Source organism: Ruficoccus amylovorans (assembly GCF_014230085.1).
GTDB classification, from domain to species: domain Bacteria; phylum Verrucomicrobiota; class Verrucomicrobiia; order Opitutales; family Cerasicoccaceae; genus Ruficoccus; species Ruficoccus amylovorans.
Genome location: NZ_JACHVB010000025.1, coordinates 62,655 through 75,855, shown reverse-complemented (window position 1 = coordinate 75,855; position 13,201 = coordinate 62,655). Strand labels below are relative to the sequence as shown.

Here is a 13,201-nt window from a genome sequence, read left to right as displayed (position 1 = left end):
TTTCTGTTAGAAGTCAGGGCCTGAAGAGGCCCTAGCTTGAGCTTCCCTGGATGCGGGCCTTGGCCTGAACGTAACCCTCCTGGTAGTCCGGGTCGGAGCTTTTACCCTTGGAGTTTTCGGGGATGTCCTGGAGAGAGACGCGCCGGTAAGTCCGGGTGTTTGGCGTGCCGGGCGGGTAGTTGCCGTTGCGGAAGTTTTCATTAAAACCCCAGTCGCGGTCGGGCGGGTCGTAGTAGTTACCACTGTCGTTGGGCATGGCGAGGGTGTGGACTTCGCTTTCGAAGAGAGCGACAAGGGAGCCGCGGATGGTAAGCTCGCCATTCCAGTTTTCCAGGAAACGCGGGAAGTTATGTGCCCCGCCGCTGATGGCTCCGCGCGGGGGGATGTTAGGCGAGTTCTGCGGGATGGTGGGCTTGAGGCCGGTCAGGATGGCAGCGGAGAATTCAGTGTAGCTGGCTGTGCGGTTGCTGGTGCTGTTGCGGTTGCTGTACTTGCGGTTGTTCGCGCTGTCGGGGTACCAGCGGTTGGAGAGCACGGTGAGCGTGTCCGAGGCGAAGGAGCCGGGAGGCTCGCTGCTGTCGTCGGGCAGGTTGGCGTCGTTGGTATGGGCGCGTCCATTGGCGTTGATATTGCCGATAGTGTAGAGCGGGCCGTTGGTGGCGATGGTCAGGCCTTTTTCCTCCGCGTAGGTCGGGCTCGGGAACTTCGAGGCGCTGATGACCTGAAGGGCGACAAACTTGTCCGTGCCGGAGACGATATTGTCGTAGCGGGCGCGGGCGCCGCTGGCGGCGAAGTTCACGTCGCGTGCGGAGCTGCCGCCGTTCACCTGGGTGTCAACCGGGAACTGCACGTAAATGATGCCGTTCCAGTCCGCGGAGGGGTTATAGATGGCGGTCGGCACGGCCCCGGGGCCGTAGTGGTCCTTCCATTCGTCGGGGTTGTACCTGGAGTTGGTGTTGTCAACCAGTTCGCAGAGGCGCTCCACGTTGATGCTGAGCATGTCGAGCGGTTTGTCTTCGCGGTGGTCGTACATACCGCCCAGCACGTCGCTGGAGAGCGGGTTGTAGTTGTTGGTCTTTTCGTGGGGATCGGATTCCACCGCGACCCGGCGGCCGTTCACCCATGTGTAGCTTATGGTGGTTGTGCCGACGAGGGCGTCGTCGTCTTTTTCGTCCTGGGTGTAGTAGAGGTCCAGTTCGCCGTCCTTGTCGATCTCGCGCATGGTGGCGCGGTCGGCGGCACCGACGAGGCCCTTTGGCAGGCGGACCTCATACATGATGGGGTAGCCGTCCGTGCCGATGATGGGGTCGCCATCGCTGTTGCGCTCGTACTTGTAGGCTTTGACGTGGTAAAGGTTACGGCGGACCGGGAAGCTCTCGTTCGCGCTGCTGTTGGTGTAAGTGCCCGTCGGGTAGTAGGGGTTGAGAACATCGCCGGTGCGCTCAAGCCTCAGGATGAGTCCGGCCTTGTAGGCATACTTTTCCTGACGTACGGCGTCTCCCTTGTAGTTGGGGTGACGTTCGGAGAGGACCGGCTCGATCAGGGCGTAGGCGTGGTTTTCGATCACATTGATGCGGCTGTCAGGGTCACCGGGGTTGAGGATGGCTCCCTCCAGTACAGACTGGTCGAGCGGGACGTAGTCGGCGATCCCGACGGGGTTGAGCACGGGGACGCCGTGGGCGGTGTCCTGGACATAGCCGTCCCAGCGCTGGGAAGCGGCGGAGCGCCAGTCTTTGTCGCGGTGGTCGAGCCAGGCGGCGTCGGTGCTCTTGCTGCCGCCGATGTACATGTCCTTGAAGGCGCCCTGCGAGTTGACGATCTGGACGGAAGCCTGCTGGGTGTGGTCGTTCTGGCTTTTGAGGGCACCGCTGGGGTACATGCTGGAGAGCTTGTAGCCGTGCAGGATGCGTCCGGCGCAACTGACGGTCTCGTAGAACTTGAGCCCGTTGGTGGACTCGACCCAGAAGTCCTTGTTGGTGTGGACGGGGCCGTAAATATTCATCTGGGGGCCGGGGTGAAGCTCCAGGTCCATGTTGTAGAAAATCGCGTGGGCGAACAGCGGGGAGTCGCGTACTTCGAGCACTTCGCGGGCGTAGGCCTCCATGCTCATGCCGTTGTTGCGGCTGGTGGTGGCGACGGCCTTACCGAGGACTTCGATGCGGCGGACGTAGGCGCGCTTGCCTTTGAGGGGGTCGTATTCGTTGCTCGGGTCGGTGGGGTCGATATAAACTTCAGTGGCGGCGTCGGGGATTTCGCCCACGACCAGTTCGCACTTGGACAGGTCGATATTGGAGCCGTTGTAGAAGCTGGTGGCCGAGGCGGGGATCGTCACCGGGTCCGAGGCGAGCGAATTTCTGACCAGGCCGACAGCACTCTTGGTGCGGAAGCGATCCATGAGGTCGGCGAAGCCATACTCGACGAAGGATTCAGCGGCGTTCTTGGCCTCCTGGTGGAGGATGTGGCGGCTGTTGTTTTTCTTTTCGGTCATGCCGAAGTCGAGCACAGAGCCGAGGATCATGGATACGCCGGCGGTCAGGAGCAGGGCGATCATAATCATGGAGCCCTTGCGTGTGCGCAGCCGATGGGAAAGGGAAGTGCGGGGCTGCTGGGAGGATGCGGGTCGTGTCTTCATGGGTTACCCCCTGGGTGATATGGTGAAGTTGTAGGTGTCGGTCACGCGCTTGGCATTGGAGCCGTGGATGATCTGTCCGTTGACCATGATGCTGGTGTCCCGGAAGTTGTAAAAGAGTCGCTGGTTAGCCAGACCCTTGGAAAGCTCGATGACGACGGGAAAGGTGGAGGCCAGTTCGGGGCGGGGGATAAGCTCCTCAATGGGCTTGAAGCGATTGCTGCCGGTGGGATAGACAGTGAACTTGCGGACCGGGCCGGTCTGGGCGGAGGCGTTTTCGACGGAGCGGAAATAGCCCACGAGCTTGACCACGGGTTTGGTGTAATCGACATCGTCGGGGTAGCGGGTGCCGGTGCCGGTGTCGTAGGGGGAGAGGTCGTCACCGTAGGTAATCAGGAGCAGGAAGTCACCGGACTCGCCGTCGCGCTTGCGGAAATAGCTGGCCGGGTCGAAGTCCGAATCGACGTTCTCCGCCGGGACGCCGGCATCCGAGGCGTCTCCGGACAGGTAATCCGTGGACCAGCCATTGGGGTCGTAGAAATACTCGTCACTCTGCTGGGCATCGGCCGGGACGTTACGGAAATCCTGATTAAAAGACTCATACATGACGAAGTGGTTGGCGTTGCGGGCCTCCTTGGTCATTTCCTCGGTGATCGAACGCATGTCCATGTTGATGAGCGATTTCTTTTCGCTTTCGAACATGGTGACGAGCGAGTCCTGGTAAAAGGTCATCAGCCCGGCCATGAGCAGGCCGATCACGCCGACCGTGACCATCATCTCCGTCAGCGTAAAGGCGCGGGTGCGACGGTGGGAGCGGACTGTGGCAAGGAGTGTCATGGCGTGGGTGCTCAGAAGGTGGGGGCGTTGCAGCGGACGAAGCGCAGTTCGCCGTCATACCAATGTTTGTCGCCGCGGATATTGGTCTGGTAGGAGTACAGCAGTGTGATTTCGAGCGCATCGACGTTTTCCGTCGTGTCGGAGAGGTTGGTCATCTCGACCTTGAAGCGCATCGGCATCAGCAGTTCGTGTTGGTTGTTTTCGCCGGGGTTACGGATGTCTATGAGGACGTTGCGCTCGACCCAGGCCCCGATGTAGAGTGGGGCGCGGGTCTCGAACTCAGTCTCGGAAGCCACGCCGGATTCGGAGGAATCAATGCTGCGCGTGTCGAGCATGACTTTTTCGGCGATGCTGTTGGTCTGGTAGGCGTCGCTGCTGAGGACATCCCAGCCGCCGACGGTGCCCTTGTGGCTTTCGTAGTTGTCGAGCGCATTGGTCAGCAGCACGTATTCGATACTCTTGATCTGCTCGACATAACCCTGCGCGACCGTGAAAGAGGTGTTCTGATAAATACTGCTCTCGGCCAGCATGCGGCTGACAAAAACCGCTGAGGTGGTGGCCGCCGCCACGATGACCAGAATTGACATGCCAATCATCACCTCCACCAGGGAGAAACCCGGGTGCTTAGAGGGGGATTTGGGGTGACGGCCTCGGTGCATGTTTTCCTTTCTAAGGCCGCTTTATTAAGCGACACTTTGTCTTATAATGCAACGGGGATCGCTCGTTTACGCCCGTTTTGAAAGGAAATTTACCGTGTCTCAGGGCTGCTAACCCCTGCTAATACAGGGATTTATGTAGGGCGGGTGACGGTCTGGCCAGAGGGAGGGGCCGGTGGACGCCGGTCTCTGCGGGTCACCCTGGGGTCAAGCGTCCGGTTTACAGACGGACATAACCTGGAATTTCCGCCCCATGTGCCCGGGGTAGATCAGTTCCTTGAGCGTTTGCTTTTTCGGGTCGAAGGTGTTCCCCGGCGCGGTGATAATCCGCTCAATGGCGGGCGCGGCGTGCTTGACGAAGAAGGCTTCCTGGGTCTCCAGCTTCGCGCCGGGCCAGGCGTTGGCGGTTAACGTGTCGGCCAACCGGTCCCAGCAGACATGGCAGGTCAGGTCCTGTTCGCCGGGCCGGGCCAGCAGATCCGTGCTTGCCTCGTGGCGGTGGTAGGCGCGCGCGCTTCCGGCGGGGGTCTCCTCCAGCAGGCCGGGCCAACTGCGCCCGTAGTCGAAAAACACCAGCAACCCGCTGCGGACCTGCCGGGCGATCCGGGCCAGCAACGTTTCCGCCTCCAGCGAGATGTCCAGCCGGTAGCCCTCGCCGGAGGGGGGCAACGTGGCCAGAAATTCTTCAGCTTCGGCGCTGGGGCGGGGGAGGAGAACTTCGCTCAGGCCGTCGGGGCCGACGAGGACGCCGTACTCGCGCCACTGGCCTTCGATGAAGCCAAAGCGGTGAAAGGGTTGGGCGTCCAACAACTCGTTGGCGAAGACGATGGCGCGCTCAGGCAGATCCATGCTCTGGCCGCTGCCGATTTCGTGGGTGAAGGCGAAACGCCCGGCCTGCCCGGCCAATGTGCCCCGGCCTGCCTCGACCCCCAACTCGACGAGAGAAAAACTCTCCAGCGGTGCGGGGGCGAGCTGGCCGATGGCCTCCAGCAGCAGGTCGGCGAAGACTCCGCCGAGGCTCGCGGCGGTGTAAAAGTCGCTCTGCTCGTTGCGGCCCACGCGCTCGCGTTGGCGGTGGTAGTAGCCGTGTTCGGGGTGGTAAAGTGCCAGCCGGGTGAACCCGGCATAGGAAAGGTGTCCGGCGGGATCGGCGGCTTGGCGGAGGGCTTCAAAAATCGGTGCGGGCATTTTTTATCTGGCTGGCGGGACGCAGGCGGCTAGTGTGCGCGGGACGGACAAGTGATGATCAAGTACGCGCGACAATGGCTGATTTACCTGCTGGTTTTTTTCGGAACCGGGGTGTTGTTGCTGATCTTTATGTCGCTGGTCTGGCTTCAACCGCATCAGCGCGATCTTTTCAGCCTGGATTTCTGGCGCAATATTTTTCACGTCGGGCAGGTCATGCTCCTGACCAACGACAGCTATGTGGAGACGGACAAGGTCGGCTACGACGACCTCAGTACCTCCGCGCTCAAGCAGATGATTCACGGGTTGGACGAGTACTCCGGCTACATGGACCATGACGACTACGTGGACTTTACCGTGCATACCGACCAGCACTACGCCGGGATCGGGGCCGAAGTCGAGCGGATCGACTCGCGGGTGACCATTGCCGGGCTGTTTGAGAAAAGTCCCGCGCTGGCCGCCGGGCTGCGGGTCGGCGACGAGATTGTGCGCGTGGGCGATCTGGATGCTGCGGGCTGGAGTGTGACGGAAATGGTCGAACGCCTGCGCGGCCCGGTGGGCGAGACGGTGGCGCTGAGTGTTTACCGGCCTTCGGAGGGGCGCGAGCTGGATTTCAGTTTTCGGCGGGAGGCGATTGATTTTCCCTCGGTGCGGGAGGTCGGGGTCGGTCCGGACGGTATCGGCTTTATGAGGATCTCGGGCTTTGGCCGCAACACCGGGAGCGAGTTCCGGGTCGCGCTCAGCCAGTTGGAATTTCAGGGGATGCAGGCGCTCATCATCGACCTGCGTGGAAACCCCGGCGGGCTGCTCACGGAAGCCGTCGCTGTGGCGGGCGAATTTCTACCCGACGATACCCTCATCGTGACTACGCGCGGACGGGATGGCACCGTCATCAACGAGGAGCGCACCACGGGCACGGCCCGCCAGGCGCATTACCCGGTGGCGATCCTGATTGACGCTTCCAGCGCCAGCGCTTCGGAGATCGTGGCCGGTGCCCTGCAGGATTTGGGCAAGGCCGTCATCATCGGGGAAACATCCTTCGGCAAAGGCTCGGTCCAGCGGGTATACGAGTTCGCCAACGGCGACGGGTTGCGCCTGACCTCGGCCATGTACTACCTGCCCAGCGGGCGTACGATCCATAAGGAGGGCGTCATCCCCGACATCGCGGTTCCGGTCTCGACCCGCGCCGCCCTCGGACAGCGGCTCCAGTATTCGCACCTGCGCTTGATGGACCCGCAAGCCTTCGAGGCGCGCTTTGGTTTTGCGCCGGTGACGGATCAGGCCATCGAACGCGCCCGCGAAGTACTGCGCGGCCTGCTCGCTTACCGTGCCGCCGCTGACGCCAGCTAGTGTCCCGTTACCGAAGTTTGCTGCATAATTTGGGGGCTCTGCGCCCCCAAGTGCGTGACCGCACTGGACATTGAGGGGCGCTGCCCCTGCGGAGCCAAAAAGGCTCCTGCCCCTGATAGCTGGTCCAGCCGGACCCCGCATTATTCCGCGAAAGAAACTCGTCCGCCGGTCGTGGCGCTTTTTCCTTTCAAGGGGCGGGGTTTTGCCGCTTAAATCCCGGATCTGAATATGTGGCTGGGAGTGGAAAGTTCGTGTGACGAGTCGGCGCTGGCGCTGTTTGATCCGGCGGCGGGGCTGTGTGGTGAATGGGTGCACAGCCAGGTGAGCCTGCACCAGCGCTACGGCGGGGTCGTGCCCGACCTGGCCAGCCGCGAACATTTGGGTAATTTTGGCTGGCTGCTGGGTGAGGCGTCGCGGGCGGAAGGCTTTGAGCAGGTGGAGCGGATCGCTGTCACCTGCGGGCCTGGCCTGGCCGGTTGCCTCGCCATCGGCCTGTCGTTGGCCAAGTCACTCGCCTTGGCCAAATCCCTCCCGCTGGTCGGTGTCAACCACCTGCGCGGGCACGCGTTTTCCCCGTTTATTCCGTTGCACAGCGAAGACCCGACGGGCTTCCGCCAACGCCTGGCGGCCTGCCTGCCGCACCTGGGGCTGCTGGCTTCGGGGGGCAATACGCTGCTTTTTCGCATCAGCGAATCGCTGGAGATAACCATCCTCGCGCAGACGGTGGATGACGCCGCGGGCGAGGCCCTCGACAAGGGTGCGAAGCTCCTCGGGATGGACTACCCGGGCGGCCCGCTGATGGAGAAGGCCGCCACCGGGGGGAACCCGGAGCGTTTTGATTTCCCCGCCGGGATTCCCGAGGCGCGCGACTGGCGGTTCAGCTTCTCGGGGCTGAAGACTTCCCTGCGCTACCGCCTGGAGAAAATGGACGACGCGCAACTGGCGCTCGATTTTAACGACCTGTGCGCCTCCTATCAGCAAGCCGTAGTCCACCAACTGATCCGCAAGACGCGCCACGTGTTGCGGGCGGGCAAATATGCCAGTCTCGGGCTCTCCGGAGGTGTCGCCAACAACACCCTCCTGCGCGAGTCGATGGAGACGCTGGCCGAAAAGGAACGCCTGCCACTGCTGCCCGCGCTCAAGCGCCACACCGGCGACAACGCCGCGATGATCGCCTTTGCCGCCTGGGTCGATCCCGCTGGTTGCCTGCCCGCCGAACGCCTGAGCTTCCACCCCGCGCTCACCTTGACGGGCGAGGAATAAGACGGCTTGCGGCGCCCCGACTCCGCCTCTTGTTACGGTGGATTTGGACTAAAATGCAGGCTCAACGGACGCTCGCCGTCAATGGAGAGGCGCTCACACTGGCGAGGATTTCCCGCGACTGGGCTTCCCAACTGACGCGCGACGGGTCGCTCTGGACGAGCCAGACACGCTCGATGGCGGCGAAGTCGTGTCCCGCCAGCCGCCACTGCGAGAGCGCGGCCTGCATGGGGCCGAGGCCGGGGTTGTAAGCGGCGTTTTCGAAACTGGCCCCGGCAATCAAGACTCCGCCCCCGGCCAGCACGGCCACGGCGCGGTTGCCGGAGTAGGGGGCGTGGCTACGGGCAAGAGCCTGTCGGGCGGCGCTTTCCAAGTTGGAGATTATAGGCGAACCGCTTGCGGGCGTGCCGGGCACAGGGGCCGGGGTGGGCAGTTGGTCGTCGGCTCCTTTGGCATCGGGCAAAAACGCCTCGGCCCCAAAGGCTTGAGGAAGGAGTTTGCCCAAGGTGGACACGCTGGCGATGGTTGGGCTCTCGACCACACGGACACGCAGCGAGCCGGGGTCGAACTCCCGCAGAAACTGGCGGCAATGCCCGCAGGGAGCAGCGCTCACGAGCAACTGGCGCCACTCGCGACAGCCGGCCAGCAGCGCGGCGGCGGCAGCGGCCTGTTCGGCGTGGACGCAGTAGTTTGGCGGCAAGCCGGGGAATTCCAGGTTCGCGCCCGGGAAAAGCCGCCCCTCCTCGGTGACAAGGAGCGCCCCGACCTGATACCCTGAAACCGGGACGCAGGCGAACGCTTTCGCTTGCTCCAACCGTTGAAAATCCTGAAGGTATCTTTCCTGTTCTGGCATGCTTCCTTCGCCTTGTTTATCCGATAACGGATCGTCCGCCCCGCGAAAAGCGATAAATCCGCTTGCCAAGCATTGAAAATAAAGTTAAGTAAGTTACCCAATAAACCAATAAAAGCACTGAGATGAGCGCCACCGCCAAAAAACTTTCCAAGAACGAGGACTTGAAGGATGCCAGCAATTTCCTGCGCGGCACCATCCTCGAAGGGCTTGCCGACCTGTCCACCGGGGCGATTTCCGAAGCTGACACACAGCTGACGAAATTCCACGGCATCTACATGCAGGATGACCGCGACGTGCGTAGCGAGCGCCGTAACAAAAAGCTGGAGCGCGCCTACTCCTTCATGGTTCGCGTGCGCGTGCCCGGTGGCGTCTGCTCGCCCGAGCAATGGCTGGCCATGGACAAGCTCAGCGACGACTACGCCAACCACACGCTCAAGCTCACCACCCGCCAGGCTTTCCAGTTCCACGGCATCATCAAGAGCAACCTCAAGCGCTCCATCCAGGAGATCAACAAGGTCGTGCTCGACACCATCGCCGCATGCGGTGACGTGAACCGCAACGTCATGTGCAACCCGAATCCCGAGCAGTCGGAGATTCACGCCGAGGCACTCAAGATCGCCCAGCAGCTCAGCGACCACCTCACCCCGAAGACCAGCGCCTACCACGAGATTTGGCTCGACGGCGAGAAGGCCGTCTCCAGCGAGCCGGATGAGGAGCCCATTTACGGCAAGACCTACCTGCCGCGTAAGTTCAAGATCGTGCTGGCCATCCCGCCGAGCAACGACGTGGACGTCTTCGCGCATGACCTCGGGCTCATCGCCATTGTCGAGGAGGGCAAGCTGGCCGGGTTTAACTTCACCGTCGGCGGCGGCATGGGCATGACCCATAATAACCACGCCACCTACCCGCGTCTGGGCGATGTGCTCGGCTTCGTCAAGCCCGAGGACGTCATCCCGGTGGCCGAGGCTATCGTGACCACACAGCGCGATTTCGGCGATCGCTCCGACCGCAAGCACGCCCGTCTCAAGTACACCATTGACGACCGCGGGCTGGACTGGTTCCGGGGCGAAGTCGAGGCCCGCAGCGGCATCAAGCTCGGCGAAGCGCGTCCCTACGTCTTCGAGTCCACCGGCGACCGCTATGGCTGGGTCGAGGGCACCAACGGCAACTTTAACCTCACCCTCTTCGTCCAGAACGGCCGCGTTCGCGACGACCGCGAGATCAAGATGAAGACCGCCCTGCGCGAGATCGCCCAGGTCCATAACGGGGACTTCCGCCTGACCGCGAACCAGAACCTCATCATCGGCAAGATCAGCCCGGAAAAGCGCCCCGAGATCGAAAAGATCCTGGCCGAGTACAAGCTCGACCGCTGCTTCGAGCAAGCCGGCATCCGGCTCAACTCGATGGCTTGCGTGGCGCTGCCCACCTGCGGCCTCGCCCTGGCCGAGAGCGAACGCTACCTGCCCGACCTTGTGACCGAACTGGAAGGCGTGATCGAGGCGGCCGGGCTGGAGCATGAGGCCATTGTCATCCGCATGACGGGCTGCCCCAACGGCTGCGCCCGCCCCTATCTGGGCGAGATCGGTCTCGTGGGCCGCTCCCCCGGCAAGTACAACCTGTACCTCGGGGCCGGATTCGACGGCTCGCGCATGAACAAGCTCTATAAGGAGAACGTCCGGCAGGAAGAAATCGCCGCCGTCCTTCAGCCGATCATCGAGCGATACGCCCGCGAGCGTAAAGAGGGCGAACGCTTCGGCGACTTCACCATCCGCGCCGGGTATGTCAAGGCGGTCAAGGTCGCCAAGACCGACTGGTGGGCCGCGAACTAGAGTTCCGTTTTCTTTAGCTGTTTAAACAACAAGAAAACCGGCGGTCGTGCGTGCGACCGCCGGTTTGTTTTTTATGGCACTTCCGATTCTGCCTCGGGCAGAAGTTATACCGTTTCTCGCCGGGGTGAAGGCTACAGCTCTTGCGAAGGAACTAAGTTCCGTCTCAAAAGTTTTTTGGGGAGAGAGCGAGAGGGTACTTTTTTAAACACCCTCTCGCATAACCTTCAACGTTGCTTGGAACCGGTATTAGTTCCAGCGCTTCCACTGGCGGCGCAGGCGCTTGGCCCGCAGGCGAAGGCCGCCGCCGTGGCGTTCCAGGTAGGACGAGGCGAGGATGATGCCGGTCCCGGCCACCGCGAGGGAGATCCAGAGGTTTTCCTGCACGAAGCTGAAGGCCAGGTGCAGGTGGTAGCCAAGGGTCACGACGAGGGTCAGGGCTCCGGCGAGGAAGGCCGTGCGCTCCTCCAGGGTAAACGCTGCCAGCAGCAGACCGAGCGCGGTGAGTAGCCCGAGGATGCTCGGCAGGTAACCGGCTTCGCCGTAGAGGGCGATTTCGAGGAGACAGCTCAGGCAGGCCACGGACGCGGCCAAGCCGCGGGTGACGATGCCCTTGCCCTCGGCCTTGAAGGACAGGCCGAACAGCGCCAGGCACCAGGGCAGGAACACGATCGGCAGGAGGATTTCTTCGTTGGGCAGATTGCCGGGGTAGCAGGCTTGCAGGGTAAAAAACCATGCCAGCAGGGCGATGAAGTAGCCGATCACCTGGCTGGCGACACCGAGTCCGCGACGCTGCGTACAGCTCGGCAGTCCCAGCGTGAAGAGCGCGGCGACGGCGGCGAGGATGAGCGCGATCAACCCGTCCGTCAGCGGGTGCATGCACACGTTGCGCACGACGAGCAATACTGCCGGGGCGAAAAGCAGGCTGCGCATGGCCACGCCGTCCCAGGTCTTGAGTGAGCTTTCGCGCGAGAACCAAAGCCGGTCGGCCACGATGAGCCCGGCGACCAGCGCGGCCCCGAGCCCGGCGACGAGGTTGGCGTCGCGCCACGGGAGCAGCAGCAGCGCATTCCCGGCCAGGAAGAGCACCGTCATCTTTTTCGCGCCGCTGCGGGCCAGGGCGCTAAACCCGGTAAAGGCCACAGGGACGAGCACGAGCAGGCTGATTCCGAGCGCGGCCAGCAGCATCGTTTCTCCCACCGGGGCGAAGGTGAAAACTTTTCTTAGCCCAACGCTGTACCCCAGGCTGCCGTGTGCCTGGGCAAAGGTCAGCGCGCCGAGCTGGGCGAAGTTAGCGGGCAGGAACGCCGTGGCCAGTGCCAGAAACGTGCGTGCCCCTTTGTCCTCTCGCCAGCGGTAGGCGCAGAAAATCCCCGCCCCGCTCAGCAGTGCGGTGAAGCCCAGAAAGCTCCCCGTGCGCAGGAGCGGCGAGCCGTTGACCCAGCCGGAGATGAGAAAACACAGGGCGGCTACGGCGAGGATGAGCGCGCCGGTCCAGCGGAGGATGCGCGGGTACAGGTCGGGCCACGAGATGGGCTCCCGGGCTGCGTGTGAGGCCGGCCGGGTTTCCCGGATTGGCGTCATGGCTGGAGCGCCGTCCGCTTCCGTCTCGCTCTTGGGCAGAGACGGAAGCGGCGGCGGCTCGCTGAGCGGATTGGCGGGAGGAGGGAAGGAGGTGTCGGAAGAGTTCATCGGAAGTGTCGGTTTAAGGTTAGCGAAGGAGGAGGATAGGAATCGGAAATCAGGACCGGTCGTCGGGGCCGGGCTTCAGAAGCGCGTCGAGTTCGGCCTCAAGTTCAGCCTTTTCCTCCTCGGCCATGAAGCCGTCCGCGAAATCGTCCGCCGGGGCCGGTTCGCAGATAATTTCGGACTCGGCCAGCTTCAGCTCCCAGCGCTCGAAGATGTCATCAATGCCGCCCAGCAGCGTGCCCTCCTCGGGAGAGGTGGCGCTGAGCGCGCGGGCGCGGAAGTCGCGGGCGGCCAGTTCGTTCTTGCGGCGGCGCAGCCCGGCCACGTGATCTTCGAGCTTGGAGATGTCAGCGCTCAGGGCGCGCTCGGTTTGTTCGTGGCGGGCCAGCTCAGCGGTTGTGCTGTCCAGCTCGCGGCGGGTGGTGTTGCGGCGGCGCAGGCATTCCAGTGCGCGCTCCCGGTTGTCGTCGGCCTGTGCTTGAGCGCGCCGCTCCCAGCTTTCTGTCTCGGTGGCGAGCGTGCGGGCACGTTCGCGCAAGCGTTCGCCGTCGCGGCGCACGTGGGCGAGTTTGACCTTGGCCTTGGCGGCGGCGGACTGGGCCTCGCGGATGGCCTCGGCCACGAGGGCCTCATGGTTTTCGACCCGCGTGATGAGCGACTCGAAACCGCTCCCGATGGTGATTCTCCAGCGTTTCCAGAATGTTCTCATGGTATCTTGTTTCAGGTTTAGGTGAGTGAGTATGCCCGCATGCGCGGACATGGCTTTTATAACTCGACCCGTGCCAAGATGGTTTATGAGTTTGGTTTTATGTTCTTAATGTTTTGTATATTAATGGTTAATGTGTTTTTAGGTGCTTTGGTCCCTTTTATTGCGCACGGGTTAGCGTGTCTTAAAATGTATGGGTAATGACAGTAA

10 protein-coding genes are annotated in these 13,201 nt (G+C 62.6%); 3 read left to right on the top strand and 7 right to left on the bottom strand.

Annotated elements, in window-relative coordinates:
• Positions 1 to 31: 31 nt before the first annotated feature.
• The 4 genes from H5P28_RS09850 to H5P28_RS09835 all read right to left on the bottom strand — a co-directional run bounded on the left by H5P28_RS09850 (position 32) and on the right by H5P28_RS09835 (position 5,310).
• Positions 32 to 2,632, bottom strand: coding sequence for a hypothetical protein (locus tag H5P28_RS09850; RefSeq protein WP_185675542.1), 2,601 nt, complete (start codon positions 2,630 to 2,632; stop codon positions 32 to 34).
• A 3-nt stretch (positions 2,633 to 2,635) separates the two neighbouring features.
• Positions 2,636 to 3,466 (bottom strand): PilW family protein, encoded by an 831-nt coding sequence (locus H5P28_RS09845; protein ID WP_185675541.1) that lies wholly within the window; start codon positions 3,464 to 3,466, stop codon positions 2,636 to 2,638.
• Positions 3,467 to 3,477: 11 nt separating this feature from the next.
• Positions 3,478 to 4,125 (bottom strand): type IV pilus modification PilV family protein, encoded by a 648-nt coding sequence (locus tag H5P28_RS09840; RefSeq protein WP_281398159.1) that lies wholly within the window; start codon positions 4,123 to 4,125, stop codon positions 3,478 to 3,480.
• Between the two features lie 204 nt (positions 4,126 to 4,329).
• The gene (locus tag H5P28_RS09835; protein WP_185675539.1) at positions 4,330 to 5,310 is read right to left on the bottom strand and encodes an SAM-dependent methyltransferase; all 981 of its coding nucleotides are present in this window, start codon (positions 5,308 to 5,310) and stop codon (positions 4,330 to 4,332) included.
• 54 nt (positions 5,311 to 5,364) lie between these two features.
• On the opposite strand from H5P28_RS09835, the gene H5P28_RS09830 reads away from it, so the two are divergent.
• On the top strand, positions 5,365 to 6,657 hold the full coding sequence (locus H5P28_RS09830; protein WP_185675538.1) for a S41 family peptidase: 1,293 nt from the start codon (positions 5,365 to 5,367) through the stop codon (positions 6,655 to 6,657).
• Between the two features lie 240 nt (positions 6,658 to 6,897).
• Positions 6,898 to 7,920 (top strand): tRNA (adenosine(37)-N6)-threonylcarbamoyltransferase complex transferase subunit TsaD, encoded by a 1,023-nt coding sequence (gene tsaD, locus H5P28_RS09825; protein WP_343075474.1) that lies wholly within the window; start codon positions 6,898 to 6,900, stop codon positions 7,918 to 7,920.
• Between the two features lie 61 nt (positions 7,921 to 7,981).
• On the opposite strand, the gene cdd is transcribed toward tsaD, so the two are convergent.
• On the bottom strand, positions 7,982 to 8,770 hold the full coding sequence (gene cdd / locus H5P28_RS09820) for a cytidine deaminase (RefSeq protein WP_185675536.1): 789 nt from the start codon (positions 8,768 to 8,770) through the stop codon (positions 7,982 to 7,984).
• 122 nt (positions 8,771 to 8,892) lie between these two features.
• Here cdd and H5P28_RS09815 point away from each other — a divergent pair, with 122 nt between their 5' ends.
• Complete coding sequence (locus H5P28_RS09815) at positions 8,893 to 10,599, top strand: NADPH-dependent assimilatory sulfite reductase hemoprotein subunit (protein WP_185675535.1); 1,707 nt, start codon at positions 8,893 to 8,895, stop codon at positions 10,597 to 10,599.
• 246 nt (positions 10,600 to 10,845) lie between these two features.
• Here the strand turns inward: H5P28_RS09815 and H5P28_RS09810 are convergent, their stop codons facing one another.
• Together H5P28_RS09810 and H5P28_RS09805 are read right to left on the bottom strand one after the other, a co-directional pair.
• Positions 10,846 to 12,288, bottom strand: coding sequence for a hypothetical protein (locus tag H5P28_RS09810; RefSeq protein WP_185675534.1), 1,443 nt, complete (start codon positions 12,286 to 12,288; stop codon positions 10,846 to 10,848).
• Between the two features lie 49 nt (positions 12,289 to 12,337).
• Positions 12,338 to 12,994 (bottom strand): PspA/IM30 family protein, encoded by a 657-nt coding sequence (locus H5P28_RS09805; protein WP_185675533.1) that lies wholly within the window; start codon positions 12,992 to 12,994, stop codon positions 12,338 to 12,340.
• Positions 12,995 to 13,201 lie beyond the last annotated feature (207 nt).

Excerpts from the sequence above, each read along its gene's own strand:
- H5P28_RS09850 (WP_185675542.1), bottom strand. The coding sequence starts at position 2,632 with ATGAAGACACGACCCGCATCCTCCCAGCAGCCCCGCACTTCCCTTTCC.
- H5P28_RS09845 (WP_185675541.1), bottom strand. The coding sequence starts at position 3,466 with ATGACACTCCTTGCCACAGTCCGCTCCCACCGTCGCACCCGCGCCTTT.
- H5P28_RS09840 (WP_281398159.1), bottom strand. The coding sequence starts at position 4,125 with ATGCACCGAGGCCGTCACCCCAAATCCCCCTCTAAGCACCCGGGTTTC.
- H5P28_RS09835 (WP_185675539.1), bottom strand. The coding sequence starts at position 5,310 with ATGCCCGCACCGATTTTTGAAGCCCTCCGCCAAGCCGCCGATCCCGCC.
- H5P28_RS09830 (WP_185675538.1), top strand. The coding sequence starts at position 5,365 with ATGATCAAGTACGCGCGACAATGGCTGATTTACCTGCTGGTTTTTTTC.
- cdd (WP_185675536.1), bottom strand. The coding sequence starts at position 8,770 with ATGCCAGAACAGGAAAGATACCTTCAGGATTTTCAACGGTTGGAGCAA.
- H5P28_RS09815 (WP_185675535.1), top strand. The coding sequence starts at position 8,893 with ATGAGCGCCACCGCCAAAAAACTTTCCAAGAACGAGGACTTGAAGGAT.
- H5P28_RS09810 (WP_185675534.1), bottom strand. The coding sequence starts at position 12,288 with ATGAACTCTTCCGACACCTCCTTCCCTCCTCCCGCCAATCCGCTCAGC.
- H5P28_RS09805 (WP_185675533.1), bottom strand. The coding sequence starts at position 12,994 with ATGAGAACATTCTGGAAACGCTGGAGAATCACCATCGGGAGCGGTTTC.